We start from the raw sequence: 20,833 nt of genomic DNA, 5'->3' as shown, positions 1-20,833 counted from the left end.
CCAACATCCATGACAACAGCAGGCATCAACTCATCCCATGACCGCGCTCCCCACTCTCGACGCCTGGGTCACGCACCTCGAATCCGCTCATCCAGTCAGCATCGACACGAGTCTGCAGCGGATCCGCCAGGTACACGGCACGCTACGACTCTCCTTTGACTGTCCAGTAATCACAGTTGCCGGAACCAACGGCAAAGGCTCTACCTGCGCCATCCTCGAAACGATTCTGCTGCGCGCAGGTTACCGCGTCGGTTGCCATACTTCCCCGCATTTGCTGAGCTTCAATGAACGGGTGCGGGTAAACGGCGCAATTGCGAGCGATGCCGAACTGCGACCGCATTTCGAGGCGGTCGAGGCGGCGCGTCTGAGCCTGACCGAACCGGTTCCGTTGACTTACCCGGAATTCACGACGCTGGCGATCATGCATCTATTCGCGTCACGTCGGCTGGACGCGGTCATTCTCGAGGCAGCCCACGGCGGGCGTCTCGACGTGGTCAATGTCGTCGACGCCGACTGCTCGATCATCACGAGCATCGACGCCGGCCACACCGAATCCCACGACGACACACGCGAGAAGATCGCCTTCGAGCAGGCCGGTATCTTCCGTCAGGGCAAGCCGGCGATCTGCGCCGACCCTGTGCCGCCTCGAACGTTGATCGATCACGCCACGCAAATCGGCGCTGATCTGTGGCAATTTGGCCGCGATTTCCGCTACGAAGGGCAAGCGGGGAGCGAGCGACAGCAATGGACCTACGCCGGCCGCACCTTGCGACGCGCGGCGCTGGCCTATCCGGCATTGCGCGGCGCGAACCAGTTGATCAATACGTCGGCCGCACTCGCGGCGCTCGAGGCGCTGCGGGACCGTTTGCCCGTCTCGGCTCAGGACATCCGCCTCGGTCTGGCAAACGTCGAACTCCCTGGCCGTTTCCAGGTACTGCCAGGCAAACCTCTAGTCGTGCTCGACGTCGCCCATAACCCGCTCGCGGCTGCCGCGCTCAAGCAGAACCTCGGAAACATGGGCTACTTTCCGTACACGTACGCGGTATTTGGCTGCATGCAGGACATCGACATGGCTCGCGTCATCGGATGCATGAAAGACGAAGTCGACCACTGGTGCGTGGCCGATCTGCCGACTCCGCGCGCGGCTTCCGCTCAAGCCGTAGAGGCTGTGCTGCGCGAGACCGGTTTGACCGACGGCGCGGATAGCAGCGTCACGCGCTTCGCGTCACCGGCTCAAGCCTGGCAAGATGCCCTGAAACGCGCGACGGAGAATGACCGGATCGTCGTCTTCGGCAGTTTCCAGACGGTAGCCGGCGTGATGGCATCCCGTGAATCGCAACAATCCTGAACAGGCTCAAGCATGAACATCATCGACACCTCCAAAGTGAAATCCGGCTCGCATGTCACGCTTCATTACAGGCTTTCGCTTGCAAACGGCACCGAAGTCATCAACACCTTCACCGACAAGCCGGCGACACTGCTGCTTGGCGCCGGTCAACTGGCGCCTCTGCTGGAAGATGCGCTGCTTGGATTGATTGTCGGCCACCACGCCACTTTCCAGCTTCCTCCGGAGCGGGCGTTCGGCCCGCGCAATCCAGATCTGATCCAGCGGGTGTCGCTTGCGACGCTGCATGAAAACAGCATGAGCGGCGAGGATTTTTCGCCGGGCGATCTCGTCGAATTCAACGCGCCGGGCGGCGGACGCTACGCGGGGGTACTCAAGGAAGTCAACGAAACCTCCGCCCTGTTCGATTTCAATCATCCGCTCGCCGGCCAGGCGCTGGCGTTCGAAGTGAAAATCATCGGGGTTCTGTAGTAGCCGGCACGGCAGATACGACGCTCGCCGAACCCGGGATCGTGCCTTACCGGTGTGCCTTTCTCCAGTCCTTCGCCATACGGCGGGTGACCGTTAGAAAGCGGCGAACCACTGGCGACTGATCATGGCGCCGCCAAGCGAGACTAATAGGCGCCGTGGGTGCATCACCCGAAATCGGCAGATAGACCACTTCGTCAGTCCGGATCTGGCTGGTTGAGCGCGGCACGATCGAAACACCAAAGCCGGCTCCCACCATCGGGACGATTGAGGTGATTTGCGGCGCTTCCTGACCAAGCCTCGGCATGAAACCGGCCCGTTCGCACGCGCCCGTAACGGCATCGTAAAGTCCGGCGCCGACCGTTCGCGGGAACAGGATGAAGGTCTCCACTGCGAGCGCATTCAGGGGTACTGGCGCGCCCGCCCGCGCCAGAGGGTGGGTATGCGGCAGCACGACCACCATGTCCTCCTTGACCAGCAGCTCGACTTCCAGCTCGTCGGCGCTCAGGATAGGTGGCCGGATAAACGCCACATCGACGCGGCCTTCCAGCAGGCCGTCCACCAGCGATGGCGTATTGCTTTGCTCCGGCGATACCGTGACGTCGGGATGCTGGCCACGGTATTCGCGAATGATGGCGGGCACCAGCGAATGGAAGTAAGTCGCCCCTGCAAACCCGACTCGCAGGTGCCCCATCTCGCCACGAGCGAGGCGTTGCACGTCCGCACAAGTGCGATCGACCAGGGCCAGAACCTGACGTGCATTCTCGAACAACAGCTCGCCCGCCTCGGTCAGTTCGACGCCACGCGACAGACGGCGAAACAACTGTGCGCCGATCTCGCGTTCGAGTCGCTGAATCTGCAGGCTCAAAGGTGGCTGCCCGATACCGAGCCGCTCCGCAGCCCGGGTGAAGTGCCGTTCCTCAGCCACTACGACGAAATAGCGCAGATGTCGAAGCTCCATGCAGGTCACCCTGTTATTCACTGGACGATATCGAAGTCGCTACCGCCAATATATTGGACTTTAGTCCGCACCGCTAGATACTGCTTATTTCAGCCACCGGCTAACACCCGTGCCCAGCAATGCCTCTAACGTGATTCGGCCCGGCATCGTTCACACGTCGTCCGGGCCGCAGCGCGACTCGATTCAATACGCCACTAGCTCGGCGTCAGACCAGACGACCCGCCGTCAACGGCGCCATGAGCGCCGGGTTGTGCGAGTAATCGACGGGAATAGCGACCACCGCGGGCCCCTCGACGGCCATCGCTTCGCGCAACACCGATCGGAGCTGCTCGGCCGACTCGACTGCAAATCCCGCCGCACCGAACGATTGCGCATAGGCCTTGAAGTCGATCGGCCCAAACTCGACGCCCGAGCGCCGCTTGTACTTCTGGACCTCCTGAATCTCGACCATGTTGTACATGTTGTCGACCCAGATCACATGGACGATGTTGGCCTTGAGGCGAACAGCGGTCTCCAGCTCCATGCTCGATTGCATGAAGCTCCCGTCGCCCGACACCGAGATGACTTTCTCGCCCGGACGCACGAGCGATGCCGCGATCGCCCATGGCAGCGCCACACCCATCGTCTGCTGCCCATTGGTAATCAGCAGCTGCCGCGCACGGAAGCTGTACAGGTAACGCGCAATCCAGATGTGGAAGCTGCCCATGTCGACACACATCGTCGTATCGGGCCCAACCACGTCCTGCAATTCGCGCACGATACGCAACGGATGAATCGGCGAGCCGCCCAGCGCCGCAGACCGGTTGGCCAGCTCCGGACGCGCCGTCGCGAGCGTCACGAGGATGCCGTTCGCTTCCGGCGAACAACTCAAAGCGCCCGCTTCAGAGGCAAGCAGGTCGAGCGTCTTCGCAATGTTGCCGACAAGTTCCACCTCCGGCCGGTAGTAACGATCGACGTCGGCCGGCACCGCATCGACGTGAATCAGGGTGCGCCGCACATGCTTGTTCCACTTCGGCGGCTCGTATTCGACCGGGTTATAGCCGATCGTCACCACGACATCGGCCTGATCGAGCAGCCGATCGCCGGGCTGGTTGTTCCACAGGCCGACCCGTCCTGCGAATTTCCCGAATTGCGCTACGCCAACGGCCCCCGCCGCCTGAAAAGTACCGACGGCGGCCACGCCAGTCTTCTCGATGAAATTGCGGACGGCCTCTGCATTCTCCGGCGCGCTGGCGAGCATGCCTAGCAGCAGAACCGGCGTGCGCGCCTCCTTGAGCAATTCCGCAGCCGCGCGGATGCTGTCGGCTGCGGCGGGCCCGAATTCCGGCGAGGGAAGATTGGTCAACACGTCGCCCGTTGCCGGAGCGTTGACGATGTCCATCGGAAGGCTGACGAATGCTGCGCCGGGACGAGGACACTCGGCAGCGCGGAAAGCATTCGACAGCACTTCCGAAATGCTCGTCGATGTCACCACCTCCGCGCTGAACTTTGTAATGGGCTTGAACAGGCTGACGCTGTCCATCGTCTGGTGGACCTGCTTGAGCCGGTCATCGAGTGGAACGGCGCCACCGATCGCGACCATCGCGTCGCCTTCCGAAGTCGCCGTGACAAGGCCCGTAGTGAGGTTCGAGACGCCAGGTCCCGAGGTGACGAGCGCAACACCCGCCTTGCCCGTCAACCGGCCGACGGCCGCCGCCATGAATGCCGCGTTCGCCTCGTGCCGAACCACGACTGTCTCGATCGACGAGTCCACCAAGGAATCGAATACCCGATCCACCTTGGCGCCAGGAATCCCAAAGACCTGCTGCACGCCGTGTGCTTCGAGGTTGCGGACCACCAGATCCGCGCCGCATTTCCACGCCGTTTCGGCGTCGCTTTCTCTTTTCAACATTTCCAACTCCGCAAATCTTCAATTACCCATGTGTCGACCAGCCGATTCGTCAACCGGTCCATTAACCCTCGGCAGCCTCGATTGCCTGGCTCATTTCCTCGGAGTGCAGCGTGGCCTGCTGAAAACTCTCGGTTCGAGGCAGATCGATGCGAAGCTTCGAGATCTTCGCAATCTCGAGCTTGCCTTCGAGCAGGCGATAGTCGAGGACATGCCCACCGCCGCGGCGATCGTCGGTAATGTAGTGGACGTGGAAGCCAGCCACGTTGATGCCCTGCACGTATGGCGGGCAACGAAATCCGACCAGCGTACCCGTGGTCTCCCTGAACTCGAAAACCGGCTGCCGCTCGATCGCCTGAAGCATGGGTCGGTACGGCTTCGTCTGACGCGGCACCGTGCGCGTCTCGACGCGTTCGAAACGACCGTCGATGCGAAAGGCGCAAAAGAGATTCGGCGACCTGACCAGTTCGTCGATGAGGTCCTGCACGTCGCGCTTGTCAAGCGCTGTCGTCAGTTCCCCTCGCATCGTCGGGCGAAATTGCGTCACGACCGCGAACGGCGTCCTCTGGTCCATCGACGCAACGCGCGCGCTTCCATCCTCACGCAGTTGATGAACTTCGCTGTCGAAGGCGACGAGTTCCCCATCGAGATCATTGAATGTTCCAAGGCCGAAGTCGCCATGCTCGAGCAATTCAGCAATGCTCATGCTGCCGTCGTACACGCCATCGATCAATGCGCTCATCAACGACGTCTGATAGATCTCGGCCAGTTCGTGTTCGGCTTCTCTTTCCCTCAGGCGCGAAAATGATCTTGCAATCTCATGTACGCAAGAACAGACATCTGTGTCCTTCATGTTTCGGGTTTCCTGCAATGGTGTTGGCACCGTCACAGTATGTTTCGCCGGAACATGTACGTCTAATACCGAACACAGTCCTCTTTGAGACGAGATAGATATGGAACTTCGTCATCTGAAGTACTTCGTGGTCGTAGCCGAAGAACTGCACTTCACTCGCGCCGCCGAGCGGCTGGGGATGGCCCAGCCGCCGCTTAGTCAACAGATTCGCAAGCTGGAGCACGAGATCGGCGCCCTGTTGTTTCGCCGCTTGACGCGCGGGATCGAGCTGACCGATGCCGGTCGTGTCCTCTACGAAGACGCAAGACGCATCGTCGATCACGTCGAGCTGGCGAAAACCCGCGCACAGAGCGCGGCACGGGGGCAGACGGGCCACATCCGGGTCGGCTTCGCAAGCTCGGTCGTCTTTCATCCGGTCATCGCAGAGATCGTTCGCACGTACCGTGACACGCATCCCGATGTTCGGCTGTCGCCTTCAGAGAGCAACGTCGCGGCGTTGATCGAGGACTTGCTGGACGAACGCATCGACGTGGCGATCATCAGACAAGCGGCGCACGAGTCGGAACGTGTGCAGGTCGAAGAACTCTTCGATGAAGAGATGGTGATCGTATTGCCACCGAAACACAGGTTGGCGGGTCGAACAGGCATCCAGCTCCACTCGCTGGCTCAAGAGACGTTGATCATGTTCCCGCGTTCTATCGCCCCCGTTCTGTATGACGAAGTGATATCCGCTTGCCAGCGCGCCGGATTCAGCCCGCAGCTCGGGCAAGAGTCGACTCAGGTTGCATCGGCTGTGAGCATGGTTGCGGCGGGTTTCGGCGTCTCGATTGTCCCGCATTCGATCCGCCAGCTGGCGGCAACGGGCGTGACGTACCACGCGATCGAAGGGCCAGCACCGAGGGCGCAAATCGCGATTGCCTGTCGTTCGACGGAGTTCTCGAAGGTGGTTCGCGATTTCATGGAAGTCGCACGGCGCGCGAGCAAAGATCGCCACCACGGTGACGCATGAAGTCTGCCGGCGTATGAAAGGTGTAAGAAATCAGCCTGTTATGCACCAAATGATATCGAAGTAGCCACGCTCGATATATTGGCCTTCGGCTCGCCCTGCCGGATACTGTGTCCCGTGCCATTCAGCAACAGGGCGCATCAAATCACCCGATTCACGGCCGGTGCGATTTAACCCGATTTATCCAGTTTTCCCAATTGCAAAGTACTCCTACTTATATATGGGATTCGTTTGCATGGAGATTGACCTTGACCTCAAGACACGTTCGCCAGAATTGCAAAGGACGACCATCATGACCTCTTTCTTGCCCAAAGCATCCGCAGATCGATCCACCAGTCTCCCCGCCGCGAACTTGCGAGGCCCAGCGCTGCTGCACGATCCACATGCCAACAAGTCCACTGCATTCAACTCCGCCGAGCGTGAGCAGTTGGGGCTGGTTGGCCTCCTCCCCGAAAAGATCGAAACCGAGGAGGCGCAGATCGAGCGCGTCCTCAAGCAGATCAGCCTGAAGACCAGCGATCTCGAGCGCTACATCTATCTGTCGGCGCTGCTCGACACCAACGAAACGCTCTATTACCGCGTATTGATGTCCGATCCGAAGCGCTTTATCCCGCTGGTCTATACGCCGACTGTTGGCGAGGCCTGCGAGAAATTCGGGCACATCCTGCGCCGCCCGCGCGGGATGTATCTGCCGATCAGCCGAAAAGGCCAACTCAAGGACATCTTGCGCAACTGGCCCGTGTCGGATGTGCGCTTCATCGTCGTGACCGACGGCGAACGCATTCTGGGCCTCGGCGATCTCGGGGTGAACGGCATGGGCATTCCCATCGGCAAGCTTTCCTTATACACGGCCTGCGCTGGCGTCCCCCCCGAGGTCACGCTGCCAATTACGCTCGACGTGGGAACCAACAACGAAAGCCTGCTCGCAGATGATTTTTACCTCGGGCTGCGTCAACGCCGCGTCACCGGTGCGGAGTACGACGAGTTCATCGAGGAGTTCGTCACGGCTGTTCAGGAAGTATTTCCGCGTGCCTGCATCCAGTTCGAGGACTTCGCCTTTTCCCATGCTGAACCGATCCTGACGCGCTATCGCGATCGCGTTTGCTGCTTCAACGACGACATCCAGGGCACGGCAGGCGTCGCGCTTGCGGGCATTCTGGCCGCACTGCGCGTGACCGGCGGTGCGCTCGCAAACCAGCGCTTCCTGTTCCTCGGTGGCGGAACGGCGGGTACCGGGATTGCAAGCCTGCTCGCCAAGGCGATGATGGAGGCCGGTGTATCGAAGGAAGACGCTTTCGGCGCATGCTGGCTCTACGACAAGGCGGGCCTGATCCACGCGGGACGTACCGATCTGGCCGATTTCCAGAAGCCGTTCGCTCATGTTCACGAGCCGATTGGCGACTTCGTCAGCGCGATTGAGACACTGCGCCCGACCGCGATCATCGGTGTCAGCGCGGCGGCCAAAGCGTTCAACCAGCCCGTGATCGAAGCGATGGCGCGCGTGAACGAACGGCCGATCATCTTCCCTTATTCCAATCCGACGTCGCGTTCGGAATGCACTGCCGAGGAAGCGTACACGTGGTCCGATGGGCGCGCCGTGTTCGCCAGCGGCAGCCCGTTTGCGCCGGTTCAGTACAACGGCCGGACCTTCGTCCCGGGACAGGGTAACAACGTCTACATCTTTCCGGCGCTCGGCATGGCCATTTATGCCACGGAAGCCCGACGCGTAACCGACGAGATGCTGATGATCGCTGCCCGGGCGCTAGCCGCCCAGGTTTCTCAGGATGACCTCGACGCGGGATTGATCTACCCGCCGCAGTCGCGGATTTTCCGGACCTCGCTGGCCGTGGCGCGCGAGATCGCCCAGTTCATCTTCGATCAGGGGCTGGCAGGCGTACCCCGGCCCGACGACCTCGATGCCTTTATGGCCGCGAAGGCTTATCAACCCTCATATGTGCAGGCGTAATCGCATGCAGGTCGCGATCTCGACACCTCGCGCCGTAGATGGCGCAACACCAACCGGAGGTCCTCATGTCTGAAGCTGTAAAGAAACCGAAGCCGGAATTCCGGAACATCGGTATCGGGCAAATAACGACCGCGTACCGCCTGCCACTGGCGGGGCGCGTGTCGATCCTGCATCGCGTAAGCGGTGTCCTGCTGTTCGTGTGTTTGCCTTTCCTGCTTGATCTGTTCGAGCAGAGCCTGACGTCCGCAGACACTTTCGAAACCTTCAAGGCAGTCCTTTCGAACCTCGTCGTAAAGGTCGTCGTACTCGTCCTGACGTGGGCATTCCTTCTGCACTTCTGTGCCGGCCTGCGCTATCTGCTGATGGACACGCACCGCGCGGTCTCGAAACAGGGCGGCAAGCAAACGGCAGCCGTCGTGGCAATCGTCTCTTCGCTCCTCACGATCGCTTTCGCGCTCAAACTATTTGGAGCCTTCTAAACATGGCGTCCCCTCATCAAATTGGCCCGAAGCGCCTCGTCGTGGGTGCGCACTACGGTATGCGCGACTGGCTCGCACAGCGCGTCACGGCCGTCATCATGGCCGTCTACACGGTCATCCTCCTCGTGTGGTTTTTCGGGGCGCGTGAATTCTCATACGGCGGCTGGTCGTCGATCTTCTCCACGCAATGGATGAAGCTCGCCACGTTCGTCGCGCTGCTCGCGCTGTTCTATCACGCGTGGGTCGGTGTGCGCGACATCTGGATGGACTATGTCAAGCCCGTCGGTGTCCGTCTGTTTCTTCAAGTGCTGTCGATTGTCTGGCTGCTTGCGTGCGCCGCCTTCGCTGCGCAGATTCTCTGGAGAGTGTAATGGTTGCAATCAAGAATTCCCTGCCGCGTCGCAAGTTCGATGTGGTCATCGTCGGCGCAGGCGGCTCCGGGATGCGTGCCTCGCTACAACTCGCGCGCGCGGGCCTGTCGGTCTGCGTGCTTTCGAAGGTGTTCCCCACGCGTTCGCACACGGTGGCTGCCCAGGGCGGCATCGGCGCCTCGCTCGGCAACATGAGCGAGGACAACTGGCACTACCACTTCTACGACACGATCAAGGGCTCCGACTGGCTCGGCGACCAGGACGCAATCGAGTTCATGTGCCGCGAAGCGCCAAACGCAGTTTATGAGCTGGAACACATGGGCATGCCGTTCGACCGCAACGCGGACGGCACCATCTACCAGCGCCCGTTCGGCGGCCACACGGCCAACTACGGCGAGAAGCCCGTTCAGCGCGCGTGTGCTGCTGCTGACCGTACCGGCCACGCGCTGCTGCACACGCTCTATCAGCAGAACGTCGCGGCGAAGACCACGTTCTTCGTCGAATGGATGGCGCTCGACCTGATCCGCGACGCCGATGGCGACGTGCTGGGCGTGAGCGCGCTGGAGATGGAAACCGGCGACGTCTACATCCTCGAAGGCAAGACCACGCTGTTTGCAACGGGCGGCGCAGGGCGTATTTTCGCTGCTACGACGAATGCGTTCATCAATACCGGTGATGGACTCGGCATGGCAGCACGCGCCGGGTTCGCGCTGCAGGACATGGAGTTCTGGCAGTTCCACCCCACGGGCGTGGCCGGCGCGGGCGTGCTGATCACGGAAGGCGTGCGCGGCGAAGGCGGCGTCTTGCGCAATGCGGACGGCGAGCGCTTCATGGAACGCTACGCACCTGTCTATAAGGATCTGGCGCCACGCGACTTCGTCTCGCGTTCGATGGGACAGGAAATCATCGAAGGCCGCGGTGTCGGTCCGAACAAGGATCACATCCTGCTCGACCTGTCGCATATCGGCGCCGACACGATCAAGAAGCGTTTGCCATCGATCCGCGAAATTGCGCTCAAGTTCGCGAACGTGGACCCCATCAAGGAGCCAATCCCGGTCGTGCCGACCATCCACTACCAGATGGGCGGCATTCCCACGAACGTTCACGGCCAGGTGGTCGGCACGGCGAAGGGCCACAAAGATCCCGTCAACGGCTTCTACGCAATCGGCGAATGCTCGTGCGTATCGGTGCACGGCGCGAACCGCCTCGGTACGAACTCGCTACTCGACCTGGTGGTGTTTGGCCGCGCTGCCGGCAATCACATCATCCAGCACGTGAAGGAAATCAGGGAGCACAAACCGCTCCCCGCCGATGCCGCCGATTTCGCGCTGTCACGTCTGGACAGGCTGGAAAAATCGTCTTCGGGTGAATACTCGCAGGCGGTCGCCGGCGACATCCGTTCGACGATGCAAAAGCATGCCGGCGTGTTCCGCACGGAAAAGCTGATGGCTGAGGGCGTGAAGAACATCAAGGAAGTGGCCGAACGGGTCGATCACATGCATCTGAAGGACAAGTCGAAGGTGTTCAACACCGCGCGCGTCGAAGCGCTGGAAGTGGCCAACATGATCGAGGTGGCGCGCGCCACGATGGTGTCGGCGGAAGCCCGCAAGGAAAGCCGAGGTGCGCATGCGCCGAGCGAACACAAGGAACGCGACGACGTGAACTGGCTGCGCCATACCCTGTGGTACAGCGAAGACGATCGCCTCGACTACAAGCCGGTCCAGCTGCAGCCGCTAACCGTCGCAACGATCCCGCCAAAGCCGCGCGTCTTCTAAAGCCTCCCGAATCGAAAGGAAAACATCATGGCAATACGTACCTTTGAAATCTACCGCTACGATCCGGACAAGGACGCGGCGCCGCGCATGCAGACGTACGAGCTCGAACTGACGAACGAGCGCATGCTCCTCGACGCGATCGTGAAGCTGAAGGCGCTCGATGAGACGCTCGCGTTCCGGCGCTCGTGCCGCGAAGGGGTGTGCGGATCGGACGCGATGAACATCAACGGCAAGAACGGGCTGGCGTGCCTGACGAACCTGAACGATCTGCCACAGAAAATCGTGCTGCGCCCACTACCCGGCCTGCCCGTAATCCGTGATCTGTTCGTCGACATGACGCACTTCTTCAACCAGTATCACTCGATCAAGCCGTACCTGATCAACGACACGCCGCCGCCCGAGAAGGAACGCCTGCAGTCGCCGGAAGAGCGCGACGAACTCGATGGCGTGTATGAGTGCATCCTGTGCGCAAGCTGCTCGACGTCGTGCCCGAGCTTCTGGTGGAACCCGGACAAGTTCGTCGGCCCCGCCGGCCTGCTGCAAGCTTATCGCTTCATCGCGGACAGCCGCGACCAGGCGACGGGCGAGCGTCTCGATAACCTCGAAGATCCGTACCGTCTGTTCCGTTGCCACACGATCATGAACTGCGTCGACGTGTGCCCGAAGGGCCTCAATCCGACGAAGGCGATCGGCAAAATCAAGGAACTCATGGTACGGCGGAAGGTTTGACATGAACGAGACTTCGCATCAATCCGATCCGCTGCGCCGCGCGCGCCTTCGCTGGCGTGCGAGGCGTGGCCTGCTCGAAAATGATCTCATCTTCGAACGATTCTTCGGTCGTTATGAATCCAGTCTCAGCGATGCCGATGTGGGCGCACTCACGCGTCTTTTCGAATTGAGCGACAACGAACTAATGGACTTGTTGCTCGAGCGCACCGAACCAGACGGCGATTTAGCCGAGCCGGACATCATTCGGGTGCTCGCTCTACTGCGCTCGGCTTGAGCACGCCGGTACCGCTTCACGCTTGTTCGCCGCTGGCAAGGCAACTCAGTCGCCAGCCTGGGATCTCGTACACATGGCCTGCCTGATCGCATCAAATGCACGGCATGGCCACATCTTGAATGAAGGAAAAATCACGATGGAAAATCATCGCACGGAGGTCGACAGCCTCGGGGAAGTCAGCGTTCCCTCCGACAAGCTTTGGGGCGCCCAGACACAGCGCTCGATCGAACACTTCAGCATCGGCCGCGAACTGATGCCGCGGGAAATGATTACTGCCTATGCCACTCTCAAGAAGGCGGCGGCCAACGCAAACCACGCCGGCAAACGCCTCGACGATCAGGCGCACACGCTCATTACCCAAGTCTGCGATGAGATCCTGGCCGGACAGCATCACGACATGTTCCCCTTGCACGTGTGGATGACAGGCAGCGGCACGCAGTTCAACATGAACGTCAACGAGGTGATCTCCAACCGCTGCTGCCAGCTCGCGGGCACGCCGCTCGCCAGCAAGAAGCCCGTTCACCCCAACGATCACGTCAACATGTCGCAGTCGTCGAACGACTCCTTTCCTGCAGCGATGTACATCGCTGCCGCCGTCAACACGACGCAGCGGCTGATTCCCGCTGTACAGGCGCTGCATGACGCAATCGCAGCCAAGGCTCACGAATGGGACGGCATCGTCAAGATCGGTCGTACCCATATGCAGGACGCAACGCCACTCACGCTGGGCCAGGAATGGTCAGGCTATGCCGGGATGCTTGCAGACAATCTCAAGCGGATCGACGATGCGCTTGCCGGCGTGTATCACCTCGCGCTGGGTGGCACCGCGGTCGGAACCGGGATCAACGCCGCACCGGGCTTTGCTGAGGAGGCGGCAGCGGAAATCGCAAGGTTGACGGAACTTCCCTTTATCAGCGCACCGAATAAATTTGCGGTACAAGGCGCCCATGATGCGTTGGTCCAGTTGTCCGGAACCTTCCGAACCCTCGCTGCTTCGCTCTACAAGATCGGCAATGATATTCGCCTGATGTCGTGCGGGCCGCGCGCAGGATTCGCGGAACTGCTCATCCCCGAGAACGAGCCAGGCTCGTCCATCATGCCCGGCAAGGTCAATCCGACACAGGTGGAGGCGCTAACGATGGTCGCGGTGCAGGTGATGGCAAACGACGCAGCAGTCGGCTTCGGCGGCGCGAGTGGCTATCTGGAGATGAACGTCTACAAGCCCCTGATGATCTTCAACCTGACCCAGTCGATTACGCTGCTAACGGACGGTTGCACGAATTTCCGACGCTTTCTGGTTGAGGGCACCCGTCCGAACGTCCGGAAGATCCGCGAATACGTCGAGCGCTCGCTCATGCTGGTGACCGCACTGGTGCCGGTGATCGGCTACGACCGCGCTTCGGCCATCGCACACTATGCTGCGGAGCACGACCTGACCCTGAAAGCTGCCGCACTGTACCTTGGATATGTCGATGAACAGACCTTTGATCGTGTCGTGGACCCAGCCAAAATGGTCAAGCCCTATGTAGCTACCGCCAACTAACACGCCGGCTTTCAAAAGGCTACTCGATCTCACCCTCCATTTTGGACTGCAAATTTTAACGTCAAGGACTGTTGACATGCACCGTATCATCGTCGTAGGTGGAGGCGCAGGAGGTCTGGAACTCGCGACGCGCCTGGGTGATCGCTTTGGCAAGCGCGGACGCAACGGGCAGGCACGCGCAGCCGTTACGCTCGTCGACCGTAATCCGACCCATGTCTGGAAGCCGCTGTTGCATGCGGTTGCGGCCGGCAGCATGGCCCCCCATGCGCACGAGCTTGCGTACGCGGCACAAGCGTTCTGGCATGGATTCGAGTTTCAGGAGGGTGAGCTCGTCGGCCTCGATCGCATCGCGAAACGTGTCAAACTCGCCCCTTTGATGGGCGACGACGGCGTCGAGCTGCTACCGCAACGCGAGATTGAGTACGACACTCTCGTCATTGCGATCGGCAGCACCACACACTATTTCGGTGTTGCGGGCGCGGAAGAGCATTCGTTCGCGCTCGACTCGGTTTGGCAGGCAGAACGCTTGCGCAAGCGGCTCATTGCTGCCTGCATGCGCGCTGAACATGATGACGAAGTCATCGGCTCCTGGCCGGCTGTATCGACGCCAGATGAACCGCGCATCCGGGTGGCCATCGTCGGCGCCGGTGCGACGGGTATCGATCTCTCCTCCGAATTACGCAATACTGCGCAGGTGCTTTCGGCGTATGGTCTGCACAAACTCGATCCCGCTAGCGACATTGGAATCGTTCAGTAGTGCAATGCACGGCCGGGCAGCCAGAAGCGAGCATGGCGTCCAAGCCGGATGTGCCATTCCCGCGCATACGCAGGGAAAGCAAGCTTGTGATGGCAACACGCGCCAGTAGTACAACTTTGGTTGAAATTTAGCTACAACTTTCCTTGTGTGAGCGTGGACCTCGAACTGCTGTCCGTCTATGACGCGGTGGCGCGGATGACCGCGCAGGCGCATTGGCGAACAGGCGTAGTCGCGGGTTGGGCGCTGGGCACAGCTGTTGGCGACCTTACGACCACCTGGAATACGCCCATCTTCGTCCGGATACTTCCGCACGGCCTGCCCCTCGGATTTTCAAGGCGCTTCTGAAAAGCATTCAGAGGTTATCGGCCAGTGCGAGCCCGTCCCATTGTTAGCCAGCTTGGAAGCATGGTAATCAGGACCTCGTCTTTAAGAATGACATGATGGAAAAGAGCCGCGAATGCGTGAAGTCCCGCAAGCCACATGATCGCATCACCAAGCCATTTGTGGATTGACGCAATGGCTCCACCCACATCATGTGAAGTAGCGAATAAAGGCGGGATTTCCCAACCAGCGACAAGCGTCACAGAGTGTCCTTCAAGCCACGCGCCGATGACGGCAGTCATCGGTAACGCAAGGAGAAGCAGATACAGCATCCATTGAACGGCCGTTGCCATGGCAACCATCAAGCGTGAAGCTGGAGGGACCTCAGGGCGCGTATAGATCGTTCGCCATAGCAGGCGGACGAATGTGAGCGCGCACACACTCAGTCCCAAAGTTTCGTGGAGGCGCCGGTCGAACTCGTGCACCGGTGAGTAGACACGGTGTTCAGGTCCACCGGGCCCATACATGAACGCCACGAGGACAAGAATTGCCGTGCACCAGTGGAAGAACTGGGCAATCGAACCGTAGTGGGTGGCGGAGCTTTTCATCATAGTGCTTCCAATGTGCGACCCCGGACGAACGGGTAGGCCCGCGTGTGTCGCGGCAAGCCAGTGGATAAGGGGGGGCAATCGTACTTCTCATGCGGAATCTGGCCGTTTGAGCCAAGAATGTCCAATCAATACTATATATCTTCAGAGGGCCGTGGCGCACTATCGAAGCCCGCTACGGACTCAAGTTTTCCTCAAAAATACCCCGCACAACTGAACCATTATGATACGTTATCCTATCTAAATAGATCATCCTGCGACGCATGAATTATGTGCTGGCCAAGCGGTGCTATAGATCTCCCGCACATTCTCGAAGCGCCCGAATGCGATCTGCCCCACATCCCAATCATCATTTTCAGTGTCGTTCGAGCACGCCAGGTCTGACGACGGTGTGCGACATACCGGGACGTTGCGGAACTTGGCGCCAGCCCCGGAGGAAGCGCACCGGCTGACGTCACCAGGCCTGACGCACCGGGCTCACAAAAAACGGAGCGCAGATCGACGACGGCAATGGCTCGCGATGATGCCTAGCGTCGCGACCGGGTCCACCGGCACTACTCATGGTGATCAAGATTACGCAGGAGATTGGCCCGATGCCGTTCACGGCGATAGTGAGCGGCCGCGCCCACTGCAGCGATCACGAGCACGATCGTACCGGCAGCCATACCGAGCCAGGATGGGTCCACGTCCGCCTCCGCGCGTCCACGCACGTCACCGCCCTGGTTCGCGGGCGGCACGCCGCATGAATATAGCTTTTCCGGAGGAAGGACGATCCGCCCATGGCCGCTCCCAGCGAGCGTGCCCGGAAGAGTGCCCCCAGAGTGCGGCCGCGCGGGCTGACGGCTGGCCGGCCCCGGGGGCTGGCGCAGCCTCCCTGTGTGATACCGTGCTGGCCACGCTCAGGGCGTTTATCGCGGCCAGCGAATGAAGCGAGGGGTTTCTAATCCCGGCGCACTTGATGTCGCTCCACTCTGCCGACTGCTGCGTTTGGAATCGCGGCGGCTACCCGCGTGCCTACCGACAGTCAAACCTCGAATTGCCGATGTCGGCCTATTTTGTTGAAAAACCGCGTTTTCGCGCGCGAGCGCGGTCATGTTTGGACATGCAATCGACGCGCTCGGCGCTCTTTCCGATCGCGCTGCTTCCGGGCATCGATCCGCGATGCAAATCAAGCGGCCGCTGCCGCCATTTCCTCCTGCTTTGGCATCAAGCACTTCGCCATTCGCCTCAGATTCTGTGCAGTTGCAGCCAGCAAGAACTCGTCATGAGCACCCGATGGACCTCGCAGTCTGAGACGATCGAGCTTCATGACGCGTTTGAGGTGAGCAAACAGGATCTCAACCTTCTTGCGGTCCTTGCGTGATTGCGTGTATGCGGGTGTTTTCGCAATAGCCCTTGCCTTATCGCGTGCTGATTCGTGGACGCTTCGGGCTATTTTTCGTATTGGTGTGTGCGGACAGCATTGGTCTTTCAATGAACATCCAGCGCAGTCCAACTGGCTTGATCGATAGACGACCGTGTTGGCCTTGGTGATGTGTGTGCGCGGATTCTTGAATGGACGCCGCTCGCTGCGCAGTGCATGTCCGGCCGGGCAGCGATACTCATTGCTTTGCTCGACCCGATCAATCATGGTCCTGGTCGAGTCGACCTCCTGTGTGCGGTATGCGGGAGTGGCCTCGACATCCACGATGATTCCCGCCTGCAGATCAATCAGATAGTTGGTCGAGTAGGCATAGAACGCCGGGCCACCGGGTGCAGCTGTCCAACGTGCAGCAGGATCGGTTAGCGAAATGCTCTTTGGTTGCGTAGCGGGTTCCTGCGATGGTTCCAGGGTCTGGGCGTCGGTGTCGTTCGCGTCGAGCGTCGCTAGATACTCACGCACCGCACGGCTGGGCCCTTCGCCGCGACTCCAGTCGATTGCTTCAGTCCCGGCGATGCCTCGAGTGCGATTGGCGTCGGCTTTGATGACACTGGCGTCGATCGCAAGCCCTTCACCACCTACGAAGCCTTCGCTCATGCAGCGACGTAAAACTGATTCGAATACATGGCGCAGCATATCGCTGTCGCGAAACCGGCCATGGCGATTCTTTGAAAACGTTGAGTGATCGGGAACCGTATCCTCAAGGCCGAGGCGGCAAAACCAGCGATACGCCAGATTCAGATGGACTTCCTCACACAAGCGCCGTTCGGAGCGGATGCCAAAGCAGTAGCCGACGATCAGCATGCGAATCATCAACTCTGGATCGATCGAAGGGCGTCCCGTATGACTGTAAAACGACGCCATGTGCTGACGGAGGTCTCCGGCATCGAAGAACTGATCTATACCGCGTAACAGATGGCCCTTCGGAACATGATCGTCAAGCTTGAACGCGTAAAACAGCTGTTCCTGATCGCCGCTTCGCTGCCCCATCATGACGATGCACTCCCATCGATTGATGGATTCCAGGATAGCCAGGAACACGGCTCTTAGGGGAGTTTTTCAACGAAATAGGTCGATATATGCCAATTGCATAGCATGTCCCGCCGTCGCTCTCTTGCCATCAGTATGAGGTGGTGATCGGGCCAAGAGCGGACGGCGCCCCCGCCCCCTTCGAACGACCGCTTCAGATGAACTATCGGCATCCTGCCTGCGTCGAATGTCACCACCAAGTAGTGGAGTGAGAGAATTTCACCATGCTTACTGATGTCTTCTTTCGCAGGTACGCGGATCGTCCGATGTTCGAAAGCGTCGGGCAGAAGGAATCTGCTCTCTTTGTTCAGGCGTACAGAATCGTCAACGAGCAAATTTTGAAGTACTACGGGTACGACCAAAAGGTCGACGCGAGTGTTAAGACGATCTGGACTGGAATTCACGACCGCCTGTCAATGGAGATCGGGGTCGAGGAACTGTCGCCGAAGTACTACTCCTACCAGACCGAGTGGCTGGGAAAGCCTTACACGAGCTCGGGTTGGAACGAAATGAACTTCGTGGTCGCCCTGCGTCGCGCCTGCACACTGACCGCCATCGCAGCAGCGTCATGCATACTCGCCGCCTGTCACGGCGACAACGACACGCCGCAGGTCGACAACACGTCCGCTCACGCGCTTACGCAGACCGTCAGCCAGAATCTCAAGTTGAGCATCGCCATCGACGCGAATAAGGCCGCCGCGAACGGTGTGGCCTGCGCGAGCCTTGGCGCGGACTGGGCGAGCTGCGCACGCGGACGCCTGATCCTCGAAAACAACGGCACGCAAAATCTCGCCGCGGGTGGCTGGACGCTCTACGTCCACAGCATCCGCCGCCTGCTCTCGATCGATAACGCGAGCATTGCGTTGCGCCATATCACCGGCGACCTCTACGCGCTCACGCCAGCCAAGGGTGCGTTCACACTCGCGCCAGGCGCGCGTCTCGAAGTGCCGTTCGTCGCCGAATACTGGTTCTATCGCTTTAGCGACATGCCGCCGCGCGCCTATGTCAGCGTCGACGGCGCAACACCCGCTGTGCTCGCGCAGAACGACACCGACGACGAAACCCGCTATGTCACCGCGCTGCCGCCTGGCCCGGACGACGCCGCCGCGTTCAAGGCGACACCCGCTCAGGTATTGCGTGCGCGCGAAGAGGCACAGGCGCTATCCCCCGCGCAATTCGCCGCGCGCCCGATTCCCGCCGTGCTGCGTGAGCAAACCGGTGACGGCGACGCCCAGATTCAGGGCGTAGAGCTTGCGCTGCCCGCACTCGGCGCGGGCGAGCTCGCCGCGCTCGAAGCGCGTGCCGCGACACTCGGCCTCGCGGGCGGCACGGCGATGCGCGTCAGCGGCCAGGTTGCGCCGGCTGCACTACCGGCAGACATCGCGATCTCAGGCGGCTATCGGCTGACGATCTCGCGCGACGCCGTGAACATCGACGCCTACGACGCGGCGGGACTCTATTACGGCGTGCAGACGCTCTTCTCCCTAATCCCGGCGGGTGGCGGCCGCGTGCCGGCCATGACGATCGAGGACGCACCTCGCTACCCGCATCGCGGCATGATGGTCGACCTCGCGCGCAACTTTCGCCAGCCCGCCACGCTGCGCCGCCTGATCGACCAGATGAGCGCTTACAAGCTCAATCGCCTGCATCTGCACCTTTCGGATGACGAAGGATGGCGTATCGAGATTCCTGGCTTACCCGAGCTGACCGCCATCGGGGGGCAGCGCTGCCACGATCTCGAAGAAAACCGCTGCCTGCTGCCGCAGCTCGGCTCCGGCCCGGACAACCAGTCGGGTGGAGGCTATCTGAGCCGGTCCGATTATGTCGCGCTGGTGCGCTACGCGGCCGCTCGCCATATCGAAGTGATTCCCGAGATCGACATGCCCGCGCACGCGCGCGCCGCGGTGGTGTCGATGGAGGCGCGCTACCGCAAACTCCGTGCCGCCGGCAACGAGGACGCAGCCAATGCGTACCGTTTGCTCGATCCGCAGGACACGTCGAACACCTTGTCCGTGCAGTTCTACGACCGCCGCAGCTACCTTAACCCGTGCGTGCCAGGCGCGCGGAACTTCGCGAACAAGGTGATCGCCGAAATTGCGGCCATGCACCGCGAGGCGGGCGCGCCTCTCACAGTCTGGCACTTCGGCGGCGATGAGGCGAAAAATATCCTGCTGGGCGCAGGCTTTCAGGCGAGTGACGGCACCGATCCCGGCAAGGGGCGCATCAATCTCGCGAGTCAGGACCAGCCGTGGGCCCGCTCACCGCAATGCGCGGCGTTGCTGCGCCAGGGCAAGATCGCTTCGACGGACGCACTGCCCACGATGTTCGCGCGCAATGTGAGCCAAGCCGTCAACGACAACGGCATTGCCACGATGGCGGCATGGCAGGACGGTCTGAAGCACGCGAACGGTCCGCAGGACTTCGCCACGCGCAATGTCATGGTGACGCTCTGGGACACGCTGTTCTGGGGGGCAGCCGACAGCGCACGCAAATCGAGCGAGCAAGGCTATCGCACGGTGCTTGCGCTGCCGGACTATCTGTACCTGGACTTCCCGTACACAACGGCTCAGCAAGAGCGCGGCTATTACTGGGGCTCGCACGCCACGGACAGTTTCAAGGTCTTCTCGCTCGCACCCGACAATCTGCCGCAAAACGCCGAGATCATGGCAGATCGCGATGGCCAGCCGTTCGAAATCACAGCGAGCGGCGCGGCGTCCCGCCTCGAAGGCATGCAGGGCCAGGCGTGGGGCGAAGTCATGCGCACCGATACGCAATTCGAGTACATGGTCTACCCGCGCCTGCTGGCGCTGGCCGAACGCGCATGGCACCGCGCGGACTGGGAGCGCCCCTATCGCGAAGGCGAGCGCTACAAGCTCGGCGAAACCGACAAGGTCGACAAGGCCGCGCTCGCGCGCGACTGGGCTGGTTTCATGAACGCGGTGCAATCGCGCGAGTTGCCCAAGCTGGCCCGCTCGGGTGCAGTCGTGCGCTCGTCGATGCGGCTCTCGGGCGACTGAGTCGCGGCGAGGCGGTGTGCAAG

General features: G+C 60.9%; 16 protein-coding genes and 1 pseudogene. 12 read left to right on the top strand and 5 right to left on the bottom strand.

The annotated features are described in order from the left end of the window. The first annotated feature begins 37 nt into the window (after window positions 1-37). Both EYW47_RS20405 and EYW47_RS20400 read left to right on the top strand, forming a co-directional pair. Complete coding sequence (locus EYW47_RS20405; RefSeq protein WP_133196650.1) at window positions 38-1,348, top strand: bifunctional folylpolyglutamate synthase/dihydrofolate synthase; 1,311 nt, start codon at window positions 38-40, stop codon at window positions 1,346-1,348. A 12-nt stretch (window positions 1,349-1,360) separates the two neighbouring features. After that, on the top strand, window positions 1,361-1,816 hold the full coding sequence (locus EYW47_RS20400; protein WP_133196649.1) for an FKBP-type peptidyl-prolyl cis-trans isomerase: 456 nt from the start codon (window positions 1,361-1,363) through the stop codon (window positions 1,814-1,816). A 46-nt stretch (window positions 1,817-1,862) separates the two neighbouring features. On the opposite strand, the gene EYW47_RS20395 is transcribed toward EYW47_RS20400, so the two are convergent. The 3 genes from EYW47_RS20395 to budA all read right to left on the bottom strand — a co-directional run bounded on the left by EYW47_RS20395 (window position 1,863) and on the right by budA (window position 5,515). Further along, window positions 1,863-2,774: a LysR family transcriptional regulator gene (locus EYW47_RS20395; protein WP_133196648.1), complete on the bottom strand. Its 912-nt coding sequence runs from the start codon at window positions 2,772-2,774 to the stop codon at window positions 1,863-1,865. Window positions 2,775-2,979: 205 nt separating this feature from the next. After that, window positions 2,980-4,665, bottom strand: coding sequence for an acetolactate synthase AlsS (alsS, locus tag EYW47_RS20390; RefSeq protein WP_133196647.1), 1,686 nt, complete (start codon window positions 4,663-4,665; stop codon window positions 2,980-2,982). Window positions 4,666-4,726: 61 nt separating this feature from the next. Beyond that, on the bottom strand, window positions 4,727-5,515 hold the full coding sequence (budA, locus tag EYW47_RS20385) for an acetolactate decarboxylase (RefSeq protein WP_133196646.1): 789 nt from the start codon (window positions 5,513-5,515) through the stop codon (window positions 4,727-4,729). Between the two features lie 100 nt (window positions 5,516-5,615). Between budA and EYW47_RS20380 the strand changes: the two genes are divergently transcribed. The 9 genes and pseudogenes from EYW47_RS20380 to EYW47_RS20340 form a co-directional block, all read left to right on the top strand. After that, on the top strand, window positions 5,616-6,524 hold the full coding sequence (locus EYW47_RS20380) for a LysR family transcriptional regulator (RefSeq protein WP_133196645.1): 909 nt from the start codon (window positions 5,616-5,618) through the stop codon (window positions 6,522-6,524). Between the two features lie 289 nt (window positions 6,525-6,813). After that, window positions 6,814-8,487: an NAD-dependent malic enzyme gene (locus EYW47_RS20375; protein ID WP_133196797.1), complete on the top strand. Its 1,674-nt coding sequence runs from the start codon at window positions 6,814-6,816 to the stop codon at window positions 8,485-8,487. A 65-nt stretch (window positions 8,488-8,552) separates the two neighbouring features. Continuing rightward, the gene (gene sdhC / locus EYW47_RS20370; protein ID WP_133196644.1) at window positions 8,553-8,966 is read left to right on the top strand and encodes a succinate dehydrogenase, cytochrome b556 subunit; all 414 of its coding nucleotides are present in this window, start codon (window positions 8,553-8,555) and stop codon (window positions 8,964-8,966) included. 2 nt (window positions 8,967-8,968) lie between these two features. Continuing rightward, window positions 8,969-9,337, top strand: a complete 369-nt coding sequence (gene sdhD / locus EYW47_RS20365; RefSeq protein ID WP_133196643.1) for a succinate dehydrogenase, hydrophobic membrane anchor protein — start codon at window positions 8,969-8,971, stop codon at window positions 9,335-9,337. After that, on the top strand, window positions 9,337-11,112 hold the full coding sequence (gene sdhA, locus EYW47_RS20360; protein WP_133196642.1) for a succinate dehydrogenase flavoprotein subunit: 1,776 nt from the start codon (window positions 9,337-9,339) through the stop codon (window positions 11,110-11,112). The genes sdhD and sdhA overlap by 1 nt, the downstream gene beginning before the upstream one ends. A 27-nt stretch (window positions 11,113-11,139) precedes the next feature. Then, window positions 11,140-11,841, top strand: coding sequence for a succinate dehydrogenase iron-sulfur subunit (locus EYW47_RS20355; RefSeq protein ID WP_133196641.1), 702 nt, complete (start codon window positions 11,140-11,142; stop codon window positions 11,839-11,841). Between the two features lies 1 nt (window position 11,842). Then, a complete protein-coding gene (locus tag EYW47_RS20350; protein ID WP_133196640.1) occupies window positions 11,843-12,115 on the top strand; it encodes an FAD assembly factor SdhE in 273 nt (90 codons plus the stop codon). Between the two features lie 73 nt (window positions 12,116-12,188). Then, a complete protein-coding gene (gene fumC / locus EYW47_RS20345) occupies window positions 12,189-13,658 on the top strand; it encodes a class II fumarate hydratase (protein ID WP_338117833.1) in 1,470 nt (489 codons plus the stop codon). Window positions 13,659-13,734: 76 nt separating this feature from the next. Further along, window positions 13,735-14,409, top strand: a pseudogene (locus tag EYW47_RS20340) (NAD(P)/FAD-dependent oxidoreductase); the annotation flags it as partial. A gap of 365 nt (window positions 14,410-14,774) precedes the next feature. On the opposite strand, the gene EYW47_RS20330 reads toward EYW47_RS20340, so the two are convergent. After that, window positions 14,775-15,347 carry a cytochrome b gene (locus EYW47_RS20330; protein WP_133196638.1) on the bottom strand — a complete coding sequence of 191 codons (573 nt, stop codon included), beginning with the start codon at window positions 15,345-15,347 and terminating at the stop codon, window positions 14,775-14,777. A 1,165-nt stretch (window positions 15,348-16,512) separates the two neighbouring features. Then, a complete protein-coding gene (locus EYW47_RS20325) occupies window positions 16,513-17,757 on the bottom strand; it encodes a transposase (RefSeq protein WP_133196795.1) in 1,245 nt (414 codons plus the stop codon). A gap of 302 nt (window positions 17,758-18,059) precedes the next feature. On the opposite strand from EYW47_RS20325, the gene EYW47_RS20320 reads away from it, so the two are divergent. Then, on the top strand, window positions 18,060-20,810 hold the full coding sequence (locus tag EYW47_RS20320) for a family 20 glycosylhydrolase (RefSeq protein ID WP_165976626.1): 2,751 nt from the start codon (window positions 18,060-18,062) through the stop codon (window positions 20,808-20,810). Window positions 20,811-20,833: the final 23 nt, after the last annotated feature.

Source organism: Paraburkholderia silviterrae (assembly GCF_004353915.1).
GTDB lineage: Bacteria > Pseudomonadota > Gammaproteobacteria > Burkholderiales > Burkholderiaceae > Paraburkholderia > Paraburkholderia silviterrae.
This window is presented reverse-complemented; position numbering and strand designations above follow the sequence as displayed.